Source organism: Bacteroides sp. D2 (genome assembly GCF_025147085.1).
Taxonomy (GTDB): Bacteria; Bacteroidota; Bacteroidia; order Bacteroidales; family Bacteroidaceae; genus Bacteroides.
The window spans coordinates 341450-359937 of sequence record NZ_CP102261.1 but is presented as its reverse complement, the minus strand read 5'-3'; the positions used below and the strand labels follow the sequence as shown (position 1 = coordinate 359937).

9 protein-coding genes are annotated in these 18488 nt (G+C 43.1%); all 9 read left to right on the top strand.

What is annotated here, in order from left to right; translation table 11 throughout:
- Positions 1–27 precede the first annotated feature (27 nt).
- Positions 28–1530 (top strand): hypothetical protein, encoded by a 1503-nt coding sequence (locus NQ505_RS01365; RefSeq protein ID WP_225450265.1) that lies wholly within the window; start codon positions 28–30, stop codon positions 1528–1530.
- Between the two features lie 100 nt (positions 1531–1630).
- The gene (locus tag NQ505_RS01360) at positions 1631–3154 is read left to right on the top strand and encodes a calcineurin-like phosphoesterase C-terminal domain-containing protein (protein ID WP_008997861.1); all 1524 of its coding nucleotides are present in this window, start codon (positions 1631–1633) and stop codon (positions 3152–3154) included.
- A gap of 269 nt (positions 3155–3423) precedes the next feature.
- A complete protein-coding gene (locus NQ505_RS01355) occupies positions 3424–7935 on the top strand; it encodes a translocation/assembly module TamB domain-containing protein (protein ID WP_032853284.1) in 4512 nt (1503 codons plus the stop codon).
- 2 nt (positions 7936–7937) lie between these two features.
- Entirely contained in the window at positions 7938–10280 is a 2343-nt protein-coding gene (locus NQ505_RS01350) for a BamA/TamA family outer membrane protein (RefSeq protein ID WP_008997859.1), read from the top strand.
- 128 nt (positions 10281–10408) lie between these two features.
- The gene (locus tag NQ505_RS01345) at positions 10409–11320 is read left to right on the top strand and encodes an NDP-sugar synthase (protein ID WP_004324643.1); all 912 of its coding nucleotides are present in this window, start codon (positions 10409–10411) and stop codon (positions 11318–11320) included.
- A gap of 142 nt (positions 11321–11462) precedes the next feature.
- Complete coding sequence (locus tag NQ505_RS01340) at positions 11463–13418, top strand: ABC-F family ATP-binding cassette domain-containing protein (RefSeq protein WP_032853215.1); 1956 nt, start codon at positions 11463–11465, stop codon at positions 13416–13418.
- 209 nt (positions 13419–13627) lie between these two features.
- The gene (locus NQ505_RS01335) at positions 13628–15664 is read left to right on the top strand and encodes a M13 family metallopeptidase (RefSeq protein WP_004299939.1); all 2037 of its coding nucleotides are present in this window, start codon (positions 13628–13630) and stop codon (positions 15662–15664) included.
- 151 nt (positions 15665–15815) lie between these two features.
- Complete coding sequence (gene purH / locus NQ505_RS01330; RefSeq protein WP_008997858.1) at positions 15816–17339, top strand: bifunctional phosphoribosylaminoimidazolecarboxamide formyltransferase/IMP cyclohydrolase; 1524 nt, start codon at positions 15816–15818, stop codon at positions 17337–17339.
- A gap of 126 nt (positions 17340–17465) precedes the next feature.
- Positions 17466–18488: a rod shape-determining protein gene (locus NQ505_RS01325; RefSeq protein WP_004299941.1), complete on the top strand. Its 1023-nt coding sequence runs from the start codon at positions 17466–17468 to the stop codon at positions 18486–18488.

The window sequence follows — 18488 nt, the reverse complement described above, 5'->3', positions numbered from 1 at the left end:
GGACTCCGGTCCACAAATATTTATGGTATGAATAGAATGAAAGATTTATTTTGGATGGCAGTAATTGTATTGTTTGCTGCGTTTTCATCTTGTTCGGATGACAAGAATGATGGGACAGATGAAGGAGTTGAAGCTAAGCTGTTAACCTTTGGGTTTTATGCTGAAGATAATTCAAGTATATTATCAGATGATTATATAGCTACCCTATCTTCCACAACAGCTAAGGTTACTATGCCTGCATTTATAGATAAAAGTGCACTTGTCGCTCGCTTTACGACGAACGATGGTAATATCGTCTTGGTAGATGGAGTTACACAAGTTAGTGGTGCTACTGCCAATGATTTTACAGCTCCTGTAGATTACATTGTTAGTAATGGAAAACAGAATGTAAAGTATACGATAACAGTTGCTAAGTCTTCTAATATGGCTTGGGTAAGAATGCCGGACTTTACAGCGACATCAGTTTTCAGTGGATCTGTTTTAAAAATAAACCCGGTGGATCAAGTTCCATATCTTGGTTTTAAACTAAAAGAAGAAGAGAAAATGGCTGTCATAAAACTTGTTGATGGTACAACTTGGACAGCAGTTGGTTCTTTAGAAGGCTTTGGAGGAGAAGTTAGTTTGTCAAATTATGATTTTGATATTGACAAGGATGGAATTCCTTATGTCGTTTATTCTGATAACAGTGCTACCACAGTTGCAGGTGCTGCGTCTTTAATGAAATGGAATGGGACTACCTGGAATTATGTAGGTAATCAAGGATTTGTAAATGCTCAATCTCAGCAATTACATTTAAGAGTATTAGATAATGGAGAGACTATTGTTTCACAAGTGAACAATAGCAACAAAGTTTCTTTTCCAAGGCGAGTGTTAGTTATGTCTATTTATCAGAACAGTTGGGCGAGTAGTGAATTACCACTTTTGGCTTCCGGGACTCCAATCTATAATTGTAATCTTGCTAAGACAGAGCATGCTGCCTATCTGTTGGTGGTTAACCGTGGGGCAGTAGCAGGCGTAAATTATGGTCATTCAGTATATGAATATAAAAATGGAACATGGAGTATTCTATTAAATAACTATGTAGAACCAAATGCTACTCAGACTGGTATTGTTGGATTGGATATTGAAGCAGAAGAAAATGGTACACTTTATATCTTAACAAGTGATGATGCAGTGACATCAGGTGTGTATAACTTGAGACTAAAGAAATATGATCCGGTAACAAAACAATGGTCCACAGTAGGAGGAAATCCATTGCCTTTGGATTTTAAAACCTCAACTTCAACTTCAGTGGCCATATCAATAGCTCCTGATGGTACTCCTTTTGTTGCCTACAGAGATGAACAAGATCAAGATTATCCAAAGGTTATTTATTTGGATAATGAAACTAAGCAATGGTCAGATCCTCATAAATTAGCAGATATTGCTTCTAGTAATTTGAATATAGCTTTCTCCTCCACAGGAGTTGGATATATTTCATTTACAGATGACAATAACCATGCTATAGTTTTTAAATATACAGATAAGTAAACGTTATGCTTTTAATAAAATAATGTAAATGCGAGGAAGGGTATAGATGGTTTTTATCTTAATATATCCTTCCTTGTTTTTATATTAATAAGATGAAAAAATGAAAAAGTTCATGATTATATATATATTCTTCTTATTAGGCAGTTTTGTTTCCACAAAATGTTTGGCTCAAGATGTTGCTTGGATAGAAGGTTGTGTCTATGAAGATGGTAATCAAAATGGGATTCAGGACAAAGGAGAAAAAGGTATTTCGGGAATAGCCATATCTAATGGAGATACTGTTCTACTTGCAGATAAACAGGGACATTTCAGAATCAGACTTTCTAAGGGAAACAGTATCTTCCCGATTCTTCCGAATAATTGGACACTATTGTCTAATCAAATAGTAAATTCAGGATTTTATTATTGGAATAGTCATGGGGATACCGAGACGCAACAAATCAATTTTGGATTGAATAAGAAAAAGGTAAATAAGCATTTCTCAATAAACGCAATAGGAGATGTACAAGTCGGTAATTCTCAGGAGTTGGATTATGCTTCCCGTTCTTTATGGCCAGAACTTTTGCAAGCAGATTCGTCTTCGTTCAATATATTTTTAGGTGATTTAGTGAATAACAATTTAAATTTATTTCCCGCTATCAAACAGATGATGGAACTATTGCCTGTACAATCATGGACAGTTATAGGTAATCACGATCGGGATGCTGATTCTATAAGGATTAATCAAACCTTTTCATATAATACAGCTTTTGGATCAGCGACTTATGCTTTTAACGAAGGAAACGTACATTTTATTGTTCTAAATAATGTCTATGGTAAAGGAACACGTTCTTATGTAGGGAAGATTTCTGATAGTCAATTGCGCTTTGTCTCAAATGATCTGAAACTTGTACCTAAAAATGCTCAGATCATACTTTGTATGCATATTCCATTAGTACATACTACTAATTCATCCGCATTGATTGAAATATTAGAAGGACGAGGGAATGTTTTAGCTTTGACTGGGCACATGCATCAGGTGGAGAGGAATTTTTTACATGGTCAGGATGTTTGTGTACATGAATTAGTAACAGGGGCTTCTTGTGGTTTCTGGTGGGTGGGAGAAAAGGATTGGGAAGGTATTCCGTCTGCTTTGATGCAATGTGGTACTCCTCGTAATTATTTTGTTTTTGATTTTACAGAGAAAGACTATTCTTTCCGGTATAAGGGCATAGGGATGGATGCTTCCCGACAGATGAATATTTGGATTGCAGGTATTGACTCGACAGATGTTTATATCGATGAATTGAGAAACAAACACCAGGGAGAAATGCTTGTAACTGTTTATGGAGCTTCAGATAGTACAATAGTACGTTGTCGTTTGGATAATGGTGAATGGTTATTATGTGAGAAGAAAGAAGAACTTGATGTGAATGTAGCAAGGGTGAGAAGTTGGAATCAGCTAAAAATATATCCAACTCGTTTCAATCGTAGAAATCCGTTCAGAAGGCAATTTTCTCCTCAAATCTGGGGACTACAATTACCTAAAGAGTGCTGCGAAGGTGTTCATTTGATCGCTGTTGAAGCTTCTGATCAATGGGGATTTAAAGCTAGTGGCGAACGCTGCTTTTATTATCAAAGATAGTATTTTTTAAGGAATTCTGTATATCTGTAAATAGAGCCAATATCTGTCTTATTAGACAATCGGATACATTGGGTAATATGACTAACAAGTAACTTCATCTTTTTTATTATGATATAAATGAAGCAATATAAGTCGCTGCTTTTGGTGAAGTCAGAAAAAACAGAATACTTATATTTCTTTTGTTGCAGAACATTTTGCTCCTGTCGTCAACCTTTTTTCGGAATAATTTGTTTACTTTGTGTCACCTTATTTACACTGACACATTTTACATGAAACGAAAATGGATACGTTGGGTAAGCTGGATACTGCTTACTCCTATAATACTCTTTGTAATACTAATGGTATTGCTTTATGTTCCTCCCGTTCAGAATCTTTTGCGTCGGGAGGTTACTGCATACGCCTCTAAAGTAACCGGCATGCAGATTCAGGTGGAGCGGATAGACCTTCGTTTCCCACTTAATCTGTTGGTACGTGGCGTGGAGGTCATTCAACAGCCGGACACCCTTTTGTCTTTAGAAAGCCTCAATGTCCGTGTACAGGCATGGCCGTTGATAAAAGGAAAAGTTGAAGTGGATGAAGTGACTTTGAGCCGGGTAGCCGTTAATTCAGCCGATTTGATGGAGGGAATGAAGATTAAAGGCGTTTTGGGACGTTTCTTCCTGCAAAGTCATGGCGTCGATCTGTCTAATGAACTAGCGGTAATCAATCAGGTCGAACTATCCGACACTCACATGCAGCTACTGATGAATGATACCACAACTACGCCCAAAGATACCACAGCTTCTGCTCCGATCAACTGGAAAGTAGCTCTTCATCAGTTGAAATTGAAAAATGTATCGTTCGGCATGCAACTTCCTGCTGATTCCATGCGTATGACGGCCCATATTGGAGAAGCGGCCATCAATAATGCTCAAGCAGATTTGAAGAATCAATACTACGACTTGAAGAAGTTCTTATTATCGGGAACCTCCGCCAGCTATGATACCGGAACTGCTCAACCGACAGAGGGCTTCGACGCTTCTCATATTGCCGTTCGGGATATTCGCATCGCTCTGGATTCCTTGCTGTATAAAGGGAGGGATATGAACGCAGTCATTCGTGAATTTACCATGAACGAACGCTCCGGATTGAGCGTCACTGCCCTGACGGGTAGAGCCTACTCCAATGATTCTGTTATCTGTGTTCCCAGTTTGAAACTGAACACTCCACATTCTGAAATCGATTTATCTGCACATACCTATTGGGAACTGGTCAACATCCCGACTACGGGCCGCTTATCTGCCCGTCTCAATGCCTATATTGGCAAAGAAGACGTCATGCTATTTGCCGGTGCTCTACCTGAAAGCTTCAAAGAAGCCTATCCATTCCGCCCGCTCGTCATCCGTGCCGGTACGGATGGCAATCTGAAAGAAATGCAGATTTCCCGCTTTACAGTAGACCTGCCAGGGGCTTTTGCATTGGAGGGCGGTGGTCTTTTGGAAAACCTCGCCGACAGCCTCACACGCACCGGAACCATCGGTCTGAAAATGACCACTCAAAACCTAAACTTCCTGACCGCTCTGTCGGGAGAAGCCCCTAATGGCACGCTTGTTATTCCTGACAGTATGAATCTGGTGGCGAAAGTGGATATCAAAGGTCCTGAATATAAAGCAAATCTCCGTTTGAAAGAAGGACAAGGAGCTATGGATGTGAATGCGGCCTTAAATACCGCTACCGAAGTCTATAAGGCTGATCTGAAAATAGACAATCTGCAACTTCATAGTTTCCTTCCGAAAGACTCTATCTATGAACTTTCTCTCTCGGCTGCAGCTAATGGTCGTGGATTAGATGTCATGTCCTACCATTCATTTGCCAAATTGAATCTTGCATTAGATCAACTTCATTATGCTAAATACCATCTTTCCGATCTTGATCTGACGGGAGAACTTAAAGGCGCATTGGTCACTGCACATCTGACAAGCGATAATGCTTTATTGAAAATGATAACAGATGCTGAATATAATCTGGCACACAGTTACCCCGACGGTAAAATAACGATTGATGTTACTCAACTGGATTTGCATGAACTGGGAATTATGCCGCAGTCAATGAAGCGTCCGTTGACTTTTAACTTAGTTGCCGAAGCCCGTCGGGATTTAGTTTCGGCACATTTAATCTCCGGTGATATGAAACTCGACTTGAGCGCACGCTCCGGTGTTAATCCTTTAATTCGCCAATCTACTCATTTTGTGGATGTATTGATGAAGCAGATTGATGAGAAAGCATTGAATCACGCTGAATTGCGTAAGGCGTTACCGACGGCAGTTTTCTCTTTCTCTGCAGGGCAAGAAAACCCCTTGGCGTATTTTCTGGCTACTAAAAAGATTGCTTACCATGATGCTTCAGTGAAATTTGGAACGGCTCCTGATTGGGGAATCAATGGAAAAGCCGCTATTCACGCTTTGAAAGTAGACACCTTACAACTAGACACGATTTTCTTTACCGTCAAACAAGATACTACACTCATGAAATTGCGTGCCGGCGTTATTAACGGACCGAAGAATCCGCAATTCTCTTTTTCTACTACACTGACGGGAGAGATTCGTGACCGGGATGCGGAACTGCTGGTAGATTTTAAGAATGGAAAAGGAGAAACGGGCGTACGGCTCGGTGTCAATGCACGTCCTTTGTTTGAAGGGCAAGGAAAAGGCGATGGATTAGCTTTCACATTAATCCCGGAAGAACCGATTATCGCCTTCCAGAAATTCCATTTTAATGAGAATCACAACTGGATTTATGTGCATAAGAATATGCGTGTATACGCTAATGTAGATATGTGGGACGATGAAGGAATGGGATTCCGTGTACATTCGGTGCGGGGGGACACTGTTTCTTTACAGAATATTGATGTCGAAATCCGAAGAATCAGTTTAGCCGAATTGAGCAAAGTACTGCCTTACTTCCCGGAAATAACCGGTTTATTCTCTGCGGAAGCACACTACGTACAGACTGAAAAAGACCTTCAACTCTCGGTTGAATCATCTATTGACGAGCTGACTTATGAACGTCAACGAATTGGTGATGTGACATTAGGAGCTACCTGGTTGCCGGGTGAACAAGGAAAACAATATCTTAACGCTTATCTGAATCATGACAATGTGGAAGTGATGGTGGCGGATGGCAAATTGGTCCCAACCCGGACAGGAAAAGATAGCCTGGAAGTAAATGCCACTTTGGAGCACTTCCCGCTCCGTGTAGCGAACGTATTCATTCCCGATCAGATGGTTACATTAGCCGGTGATATGGATGGTAATCTGAACATTACCGGTAGCACCGAACAGCCTTTGATTAATGGCGAACTGATATTGGATAGTGTTACTGTCCTTTCCCGGCAGTATGGGGCTAACTTCCGGTTCGACAACCGCCCGGTGCAGATAAAGAATAATCGTTTGGAACTTGATAAGTTCGCTATTTATACAACAGGAAAGAATCCATTTACGATTGACGGATCTGTCGATTTCAGAGATATGTCCCGCCCAATGGCAAATCTGAATCTGCTGGCGCAGAACTATACGCTTCTGGATGCCAAACGTACCCGTGAAAGTCTGGTTTACGGAAAAGTATATGCTGATTTTCGGGCAACGGTGAAAGGTCCGTTAGACGGATTGAATATGCGTGGAAACATGAGCTTGTTGGGCAATACAGATGTTTCTTATATATTGACCGATTCACCGTTGACTGTGCAGGACCGTTTGGGAAGTTTGGTAACCTTTACTTCATTTAGTGACACCACGACGGTTGTTCAGCAAGAAGTGCCGACCGTTTCTTTAGGCGGGCTGGATATGGTGATGATGGTACACATCGACCCGTCCGTTCGTTTGAAAGTCGATTTGGACGCAAGCAATGACAATCGTGTTGAACTGGAGGGAGGAGGTGACCTCTCAATGAAATATACTCCGCAAGGTGATCTGACATTGACTGGACGCTATACGTTGAGCGGCGGTTTGATGAAATATGCTTTGCCTGTCATCGCTGCCAAAGAATTTGCTATCGACAACGGCAGCTATGTGGAATGGACGGGAAATCCTATGGACCCGATGCTGAACTTCAAAGCAACCGACCGTATCCGTGCTTCTGTCTCCGAAGGAGAGAATGGCGGAACACGTATGGTTAATTTCGATGTGTCCATCGTTGTCAAGAACCGACTGGATAATCTTTCTTTCGCCTTTGACGTATCTGCCCCTGAAGACGCAACCATACAAAATGAGTTGACGGCTATGGGCGCGGAAGAGAGAGGTAAACAGGCTCTATATATCATGGTTATGAAAACCTACCTTGGCACCGGACCGATTGGTGGCGGAGGTGGTGGACTGGGTAAACTGAATATGGGTTCTGCATTGAACTCCGTATTAAGTAGCCAAATCAACTCATTGATGGGGAACCTGAAAAACGCCAGCGTTTCTGTCGGTATCGAAGACCACGACCTGTCGGATACGGGTGGTAAGCGTACGGATTACAGTTTCCGTTATTCACAACGTCTCTTCAATAACCGTTTCCAGATTGTAATCGGAGGTAAAGTTTCCACAGGTGAGAATGCGACGAATGATGCGGAATCCTTTATCGATAACATCTCTCTGGAATATCGTTTGGATAGAACCGGAACCCGTTATGTCCGTCTGTTCTACGATAAAAACTACGAGAGTGTACTCGAAGGCGAGATTACGGAAACCGGAGTCGGTCTGGTACTTCGCAAGAAACTGGACAAACTCAGTGAACTGTTCATCTTTAAGAAAAAGAAGTAAGCATGAAAGGGATATATAGTAACATATTAGCAAGTTGTCTGATTGGTATCATTTTGTTTTCGGGCTGTTCGGTGACAAAACACCTGCCTGAAGGGGAGGTACTTTATACAGGAGGAAAAACGGTGGTAGAGAATAAGTCGGCAACACCGGTAGGAGAGACGGCTTTGACAGAGATTGATGCGGCTCTTGACAAAACTCCCAGTACAAAGATGTTAGGGGGCCTTCTGCCTATTCCTTTTAAGATGTGGATGTATAACGACTTTGTGAAATATAAAAAGGGATTTGGAAAGTGGATGTTCAACCGCCTGGCTGCCAACCCTCCGGTATTTATTTCCACTGTCAACCCGGAAGTGCGTATCAAGGTGGCTACTAACTTGCTCCGTGATTATGGCTATTTTAATGGGAAAGTGACTTATGAAACCTTGGTGGATAAGAAAGACAGCCTGAAAGCAAGCATTCTTTATACGGTTGACATGAAGAATCCTTATTTTATTGATACGGTCTATTATCAACGTTTCACTCCCCAAACTTTACGTATTATGGAACGGGGACGCCGGATGTCCTATATAAGTCCCGGTGAGCAGTTTAACGTGGTCGATCTGGATGAAGAACGTACCCGTATCAGTACGCTGTTGCGTAACCGGGGATATTTTTACTTCCGTCCCGACTATATGACTTATCAGGCAGATACAACCTTAGTTCCCGGAGGACACATCAGTCTTCGTCTGATTCCTGTGTCGGGGTTGCCTGCTGCTGCGCAGCGTCCTTACTATGTAGGAGATGCTTCCGTCTATTTATACGGGAAAAATGGAGAAATGCCGAATGATAGCATGTTGTACAAGAATCTGAATATTCATTTCTATAAGAAACTGCAGGTTCGCCCGAACATGCTTTATCGGTGGTTGAACTATCAGCAATTTGTGCGGAATACACAGATGCGTGCTTCCAATCGTACCCGACTTTACAGCCAGTATCGGCAGGAACAGATTCAGGAGAAGCTCAGTCAGCTGGGAATATTCAGTTACTTGGATCTGCAATATGCTCCAAAAGATACAACAGCCGTTTGCGATACCTTGCAAGTAACAATGCAAGCTACTTTTGCCAAGCCGTTGGATGCCGAACTGGAATTGAATGTCGTAACCAAGAGTAACGACCAGACCGGGCCGGGAGCCTCATTCGGCGTCACCCGGAACAATGTGTTCGGAGGTGGAGAAAGCTGGAATGTAAAGCTGAAAGGTTCTTATGAGTGGCAAACCGGAGGAGGAGAGAAGAGTTCTCTGATGAATAGCTGGGAGATGGGAGTTTCTACTTCTTTGACTTTCCCGCGGGTGGTCTTCCCGCATTTGGGAAAACGGGAGTTCGACTTTCCGGCAACGACGACTTTCCGCCTGTACGTCGACCAGTTGAACCGTGCCAGATATTACAAACTGTTATCCTTCGGTGGAAATGCTACCTATGATTTCCAGCCGACACGTACAAGCAGACATAGTATTACCCCTTTCAAACTGACATTCAATGTCCTGCAACATCAATCGGACGAATTTATTGCAATAGCGGAAGCCAATCCGGCCTTATATATCAGTTTGAAAGACCAGTTTATTCCTGCCATGGAATATACCTATACGTATGATAACGCTTCCGCACGCGGTATAAAAAATCCGATTTGGTGGCAATCCACCGTCACTTCTGCCGGAAACCTGACCTCCTTGATTTACCGTGCTTTCGGTCAGCCTTTCAACAAAGAAGATAAGCGTTTGCTCAACGTACCTTTCGCACAGTTTGTAAAGCTGAATACGGAGTTCCGCCATTTGTGGAATATGGACAAGAATAATAAGATTGCTTCCCGTGTGGCCTTGGGTGCTCTCTTCTCTTACGGTAATGCAACGATAGCCCCTTACAGCGAACAATTCTATGTAGGCGGTGCCAACAGTATTCGTGCCTTCACGGTGCGTAGCATCGGACCGGGTGGCTACCATCCGTCGGAAAGCCGCTATTCCTACCTCGACCAGACGGGTACTTTCCGTTTCGAGGCAAATGTGGAATATCGTTTCCGTATCTTTAAGAGTATCTGGGGAGCTACTTTCCTGGATGCCGGAAATGTCTGGTTGATGCGTAAGGATGAGGCTCGTCCGGACTCTCAGCTCGAACTGAAAACTTTCCCGAAACAAATCGCCTTGGGTACTGGTGTCGGTATTCGGTATGATATGGATATTCTGGTGTTCCGTCTCGACTTCGGTATACCTTTGCATTTGCCTTACGATACCGAAAGAAGTGGATATTACAATGTCACAGGAACCTTTATGAAGAATCTGGGAATACATTTTGCTATCGGTTATCCCTTCTAATGAATGATTTTTGTACGATTTTGGTAAATAATGATTGATATTTGTCCTGTTGGATTCAACTATTTTTGTAATTTTGCAACGAAATCTGATGCCGTTGACATCACTAACCTTTTAATATTACACAATTTATGAAACCAACTTTATTCTTATTGGCAGCCGGTATGGGTAGCCGTTATGGAGGCTTGAAGCAATTAGACGGACTGGGTCCTAATGGCGAAACTATTATGGATTACTCAATCTATGATGCTATCAATGCCGGATTTGGCAAACTTGTATTTGTAATCCGCAAAGATTTTGAACAAGATTTCCGTGATAAAATTATTTCCAAATACGAAGGTCACATTCCTTGCGAACTGGTATTTCAATCAATCGACGATCTTCCGGAAGGCTTTATTTGCCCGGCAGACCGTACCAAACCTTGGGGTACTAACCATGCAGTAATGATGGGCGCTGATGTGATTAAAGAACCGTTTGCAGTGATAAACTGTGATGACTTCTATGGTCGTGATTCTTTCCAGGTAATGGGCAAATTCCTTTCTGCTCTTCCTGAAAATTCAAAGAACGTTTATTCGATGGTAGGTTTCCGTGTAGGAAATACATTGAGCGAAAGCGGTACGGTATCTCGTGGTATCTGTAGTACAGATGCTAAAGGATTGTTGACATCTGTAGTAGAACGTACGAAGATTCAACGTCTGGACGGTGAAGTGAAATATATCGGTGATGATGGCGAATGGACTGCTACTCCCGATACGACTCCGGTAAGTATGAACTTCTGGGGCTTCACTCCTGATTACTTCGCTTACAGCCAGGAATTCTTCAAGACTTTCCTAAGCGATCCGAAGAATATGGAAAACCTGAAGAGCGAGTTCTTCATCCCATTGATGGTAGATAAATTGATTAATGACGGAACTGCCACTGTTGAAGTACTGGATACTACCAGCAAGTGGTTCGGCGTCACTTATCCGGAAGACCGTCAGAGCGTAGTAGACAAGATTCAGGCATTGGTAGATGCCGGTGAATATCCTGCTAAGTTGTTCTAAAGAAGAGCCATTGATTAAGATAAAGAGCAGTCATTCATAAGAATGACTGCTTTTTTTGTTTTTCATAACGTATCATACTAAGTAGTATCTAATAAATATTCAGTATCTTTGCAGTCCAAAATGTTATAAATCAGAAGCAGAAGTGATTTCAGTAGAAGGATTATCAGTAGAATTTAATGCGACGCCACTTTTTGAGGACGTCAGCTATGTAATTAATAAGAAAGACCGCATTGCGCTGGTCGGCAAAAATGGTGCCGGCAAATCAACCATGCTTAAGATATTGGCAGGTTTGCAGTCACCGACACGCGGAGTGGTAGCTACTCCGAAAGATGTAACCATCGGATATTTGCCACAGGTCATGATTCTCTCCGACAACCGGACGGTGATGGGAGAGGCGGAATTGGCATTCGAACATATATTTGAGCTTCAGGCGAAGTTGGAACGGATGAATCAGGAATTGGCCGAACGGACAGACTACGATTCGGAAGAATACCATCAGTTGATAGACCGTTTCACACATGAAAACGACCGGTTCCTGATGATGGGCGGTACGAACTTTCAGGCGGAAATCGAACGGACACTTCTTGGATTGGGATTCAGCCGGGAAGATTTTGAACGCCCTACTTCGGAGTTTTCCGGTGGATGGCGTATGCGTATCGAATTGGCAAAATTGCTTTTACGTCGCCCGGACGTGCTTTTGCTCGATGAGCCGACCAATCACCTTGATATTGAAAGTATCCAATGGTTGGAAAACTTTTTGTCTACACGTGCCAATGCAGTCGTATTAGTCAGCCATGACCGTGCTTTCCTGAATAACGTAACTACCCGTACCATCGAAATCACTTGCGGTCAGATTTACGACTACAAAGTGAAATACGATGAGTTTGTAGTCCTGCGTAAAGAACGCCGTGAACAACAGCTCCGTGCTTACGAAAATCAGCAGAAACAAATACAGGATACAGAAGACTTCATCGAACGCTTCCGCTATAAAGCAACGAAAGCCGTACAGGTGCAAAGCCGTATCAAGCAACTGGAAAAGATAGACCGCATCGAAGTAGATGAGGAAGATAATTCCGCCTTGCGTTTAAAATTCCCTCCAGCCAGTCGTAGCGGAAACTATCCTGTGATTTGCGAAGATGTGCGCAAAGCGTATGGCAGCCATGTCGTTTTCCATGATGTCAACCTGACTATCAACAGGGGAGAGAAAGTGGCTTTCGTCGGGAAGAACGGAGAGGGTAAGTCTACCTTGGTGAAATGTATCATGGACGAGATTGATTTCGAAGGCAAACTAACGATCGGACATAATGTACAAATCGGTTATTTTGCGCAGAACCAGGCACAAATGTTGGATGAGAACCTGACTGTATTTGATACGATTGACCGGGTAGCGACAGGAGATATCCGTCTGAAGATACGTGATATACTGGGAGCTTTCATGTTTGGAGGCGAAGCTTCGGATAAAAAGGTGAAAGTCCTTTCCGGAGGAGAACGTACGCGATTGGCGATGATTAAACTTCTGCTGGAACCCGTAAATCTACTGATTCTGGACGAACCGACCAATCATTTGGATATGCGTTCGAAAGATGTTTTGAAGGAAGCTATCCGCGAATTTGACGGAACAGTGATTCTTGTCAGCCACGACCGTGATTTTCTGGATGGACTTGCGACTAAAGTATATGAGTTCGGTGGTGGACTTGTAAAAGAACATCTTGGAGGTATCTATGAATTCTTGCAAAAGAAAAAGATAGATAGCTTGAACGAGCTTCAGAAAGGAGCGGGACTGTCGGCTTCTCCCACGGCTTCAGCTAAAGGTAATGAACCTGAAACCGTTCAGCCTTCGGAGAATAGGCTCTCTTACGAAGCCCAGAAAGAACTTAATAAGAAGATTAAGAAACTCGAACGCCAGGTGGCGGACTGTGAAGCTTCAATAGAGGAAACCGAATCCGCGATTGCTATCGTAGAAGCGAAGATGGCAACTCCCGAAGGAGCTTCGGATATGCAGCTCTATGAACGGCATCAAAAACTGAAGCAACAGTTGGATGGCATTGTTGAAGAGTGGGAGCGGGTTTCGATGGAACTGGAAGAAGCGAAAAACTAGAACAAAACGCATACTTCCGAGCACTATGTGAGAGAAATGCTATACCTCGGTAGAAGGTATTCCTGGCGGGTATCTGTTTCTCGGTGTCGAAACAGGTGTTTCTCGTTGAGGAACGAGGCGTTCCTCGGTGTCGGTCACCTTCTTCCTCGGTGCCGGACTGCGGGTAGGATGATTGTTGATTAGAGAGACTATTTAATTATTTATACAATATGAAAGTAACCAAGTATTTACCAATTCTTGCCGTATGCCTTATGACAACAGGATGTAACAGTAAGAAAGAGGCCGTGCTGACGTCCGGTATCGACCTTGCTAATCTGGATACCACGGCTATGCCGGGTACAAGTTTTTATCAATATGCCTGTGGAGGTTGGGTGAAAGATCATCCGCTGACAGACGAGTATTCACGTTTCGGTACGTTCGACATGTTGCGCGAAAACAGTCGTGAACAACTGAAAGCATTGATTGCCGAATTGGCAGCGAAGAAAGATAACGCACCGGGCAGTGCTGCGCAGAAAGTAGGCGATCTTTATAATATCGCAATGGATAGCGTGAAGCTGAATCAGGAAGGTGTAGCTCCGATCAAAGCAGAACTGGCAGCCATTGACGCTCTCAAGGATAAAGGAGAAATCTACGCATATATCGCAGAGAGCCAGAAGAAAGGCATCCGTCCTTACTTCACCATGTTTGTAAGTGCGGATGATATGAACAGTTCCATGAATATCGTACAGACCTATCAGGGTGGTATCGGAATGGGACAGCGTGACTATTATCTGGAGAATGACGAGCAGACTAAAAATATCCGTAATAAATATCAGGAACATATCGCCAAAATGTTCCAGTTGGCAGGTTATGATGAGGCTACTGCACAGAAAGCGGTGAAAGCGGTGATGAACATCGAAACTCGTCTGGCGAAAGCGGCTCGTTCACAAGTGGAATTGCGTGATCCTCATGCTAATTATAACAAGATGGATAGGGCGACGCTGAAAAAGAATTTCCCTACTTTTGACTGGGATACTTATTTCACCGTTTCCGGTTTGAAAGATTTGGAAGAAGTGAACGTAGGTCAGCCTGCTGCCATGAAGGAAGTAGCCGATGTGATTAATACCGTATCACTGGACGATCAGAAATTGTACCTCCAATGGGGATTGATAGATGCTGCCGCTTCTTATCTAAGCGATGATTTTGAAGCACAAAACTTCGACTTCTACAGTAGGACAATGTCTGGTAAGAAAGAAATGCAACCTCGCTGGAAACGTTCCGTGAGCACCGTAGATGGTGTACTTGGCGAAGTGGTAGGACAGATGTATGTAGAGAAGTACTTCCCGGCTGCTGCCAAAGAACGTATGGTTACACTGGTGAAGAACCTGCAAACTTCTTTAGGAGAACGTATCAAAGGTTTGGAATGGATGAGTGAACCGACCAAGGAAAAAGCGTTGGAGAAACTGGCAACCTTCCATGTAAAAATAGGTTATCCTGATAAATGGAAAGATTACTCCGCACTGGAGATCAAAGATGATTCTTACTGGGCAAATATCGAGCGTGCCAACGAATGGGATTACAACGAAATGATTGCCAAAGCCGGCAAACCGGTAGACAAGGATGAATGGTTGATGACTCCTCAAACAGTGAACGCTTATTATAACCCGACTACCAATGAAATCTGCTTCCCGGCAGCTATCCTGCAACCTCCGTTCTTCGATATGAATGCGGACGATGCTATGAACTACGGTGCAATCGGCGTGGTAATCGGCCATGAGATGACTCATGGATTTGACGATCAGGGACGTCAATATGACAAAGACGGAAACCTGAAAGACTGGTGGACAGAAGAAGATGCTAAAAAGTTCGAAGAACGGGCACAGGTGATGGTTAACTTCTTTGACAGCATCGAAGTTGCTCCGGGCGTACACGCAAACGGTAGCCTGACACTTGGAGAGAACATCGCCGACCACGGAGGTTTGCAAGTTTCTTTCCAGGCATTCAAGAATGCAACAGAAGCCGCACCGCTGGAAATTGTTGACGGATTTACTCCGGAACAGCGTTTCTTCCTGGCTTACGCTAATGTGTGGGCAGGAAATATCCGTCCGGAAGAGATTCTCCGATTAACCAAACTTGATCCTCACTCATTAGGCAAATGGCGTGTGGACGGTGCTCTTCCTCATATCCAGAATTGGTATGAAGCATTCAAAATCACCGAACAGGATTCGATGTTCGTACCTAAAGAAAAACGAGTATCTATCTGGTAATAGTTTTTGAATAGAGAACATATATGCGAAGAGGCGTTGATTTTCCGTTGAGGAGAGTCAACGCTTTTTTTTATTAATTCACACCTTATTTATTACGTACGATAAACAATATTTCGTAACTTTGCACACCAAATACTTAATAAGCAATTCAATGTCAGAGTCTAAAAGAATAAAAACTGCATTGGTATCTGTATACCATAAAGAAGGTTTGGATGAAATTATTACCAAACTTCATGAAGAGGGAGTAGAGTTTTTGTCAACAGGCGGAACTCGTCAGTTTATTGAATCATTGGGATATCCTTGCAAGGCAGTGGAAGATTTGACCACTTATCCTTCTATTCTCGGTGGTAGAGTAAAGACATTACATCCGAAAATTTTCGGAGGTATTCTTTGTCGTCGCGGCCTGGAACAGGATATGCAACAGATTGAGAAATATGAAATTCCCGAGATAGATCTGGTTATTGTTGATTTGTATCCGTTCGAAGCTACCGTAGCTTCCGGTGCATCTGAAGCAGACATTATTGAAAAAATCGATATAGGCGGAATCTCACTGATTCGTGCTGCAGCTAAGAACTACAACGATGTAATCATCGTAGCTTCTCAAGCTCAATACAAACCATTATTGGATATGTTGATGGAGCATGGCGCTACTTCTTCACTCGAAGAACGTCGCTGGATGGCTAAAGAAGCATTTGCCGTTTCTTCTCACTACGATTCGGCTATTTTCAACTATTTCGATGCCGGCGAAGGTTCTGCTTTCCGTTGCTCTGTTAATAGCCAGAAGCAACTTCGTTACGGTGAAAACCCACATCAGAAAGGTTATTTCTACGGAAATCTGGAAGCAATGTTCGACCAGATTCACGGAAAAGAAATCTCTTATAACAATCTTCTCGACATCAACGCAGCCGTTGACCTGATCGACGAATTCGATGACCTCACTTTCGCTATCCTGAAACATAACAACGCTTGCGGATTAGCTTCCCGTGCTACAGTTTTGGAAGCTTGGAAAGATGCATTGGCCGGTGATCCGGTTTCTGCTTTCGGAGGTGTATTGATTACGAATGGTGTCATCGACAAAGAAGCTGCGGAAGAAATCAACAAGATTTTCTTCGAAGTGATTATCGCGCCGGATTATGATGTGGATGCACTCGAAATCCTGGGACAGAAAAAGAACCGCATCATCCTCGTTCGTAAGGAAGCTAAATTGCCTAAGAAACAATTCCGTGCTTTGCTGAATGGCGTATTGGTGCAGGATAAAGATACTAATATTGAAACGGTAGCCGACCTGAAAACCGTGACAGACAAGGCTCCTACTCCGGAAGAAGTGGAAGATATGTTGTTTGCCAACAAAATTGTAAAGAACAGCAAATCCAACGCCATCGTATTGGCAAAGGATAAACAACTTCTTGCAAGCGGTGTAGGACAGACTTCACGTGTAGACGCATTGAAACAAGCAATTGAAAAAGCCAAATCATTCGGTTTCGACCTGAATGGTGCAGTCATGGCTTCCGATGCCTTCTTCCCGTTCCCCGATTGTGTGGAAATTGCGGATCAGGAAGGTATTACGGCTGTTATCCAACCGGGAGGTTCGGTAAAAGACGATTTATCATTTGCTTATTGCAATGAGCACGGTATGGCGATGGTGACTACCGGTATCCGTCATTTTAAACACTAAAGCGATTTACTATTTGACAATTTACAATTTACTATTCAGCCGTTCGGCAATATGGATTTGATTGTCAGATAGTAATAAGTATGTATCAAATAGTAAATAGTAAATTGTCAAATAGTAAATAAAAAAATGGGATTATTTTCTTTTACACAAGAGATAGCAATGGACTTGGGCACAGCCAATACTATCATCATCACGAACGGAAAAATCGTGGTGGATGAGCCTTCGGTTGTAGCTCTGGATCGCCGTACAGAAAAGATGATTGCCGTGGGGGAAAAGGCGAAGTTGATGCATGAAAAAACCCACGAAAACATACGTACCATCCGTCCGTTGAGAGACGGAGTGATTGCCGACTTCTATGCTTGCGAGCAGATGATGCGCGGTTTGATAAAGCAGGTGAATACTCGCAACCATTTGTTTTCACCTTCTCTTCGCATGGTGATTGGCGTTCCTTCGGGAAGTACGGAAGTCGAACTCCGTGCTGTCCGTGACTCTGCGGAACATGCCGGCGGTCGTGATGTTTATTTGATTTTCGAGCCGATGGCTGCGGCAATCGGTATCGGCATCGATGTGGAAGCTCCGGAAGGAAACATGATTGTCGATATAGGTGGTGGATCTACGGAAATTGCCGTTATCTCTTTGGGAGGTATCGTTTCCAACAACTCCATCCGCACAGCCGGTGATGACCTGACAGAGGATATTCGCGAATATATGAGCCGTCAGCACAATGTGAAAGTCAGCGAGCGTATGGCAGAACGTATCAAAATCAATGTAGGTGCTGCTTTAACCGAACTGGGTGATGATGCTCCGGAAGATTATATCGTTCACGGGCCGAACCGTATCACAGCTCTTCCGATGGAGGTGCCTGTATGCTACCAGGAAGTAGCCCACTGTCTGGAGAAATCAATTTCAAAGATCGAAACTGCTATCTTGAGTGCATTGGAAAATACACCTCCTGAACTGTATGCTGATATTGTGCACAATGGTATCTATCTCTCCGGAGGTGGTGCATTGCTTCGCGGACTGGATAAGAGATTGACCGATAAGATCAACATTCCTTTCCATATTGCGGAAGATCCTTTGCATGCAGTTGCCAAAGGTACAGGAGTGGCATTGAAGAACGTAGACCGTTTCTCTTTCTTAATGAGATAA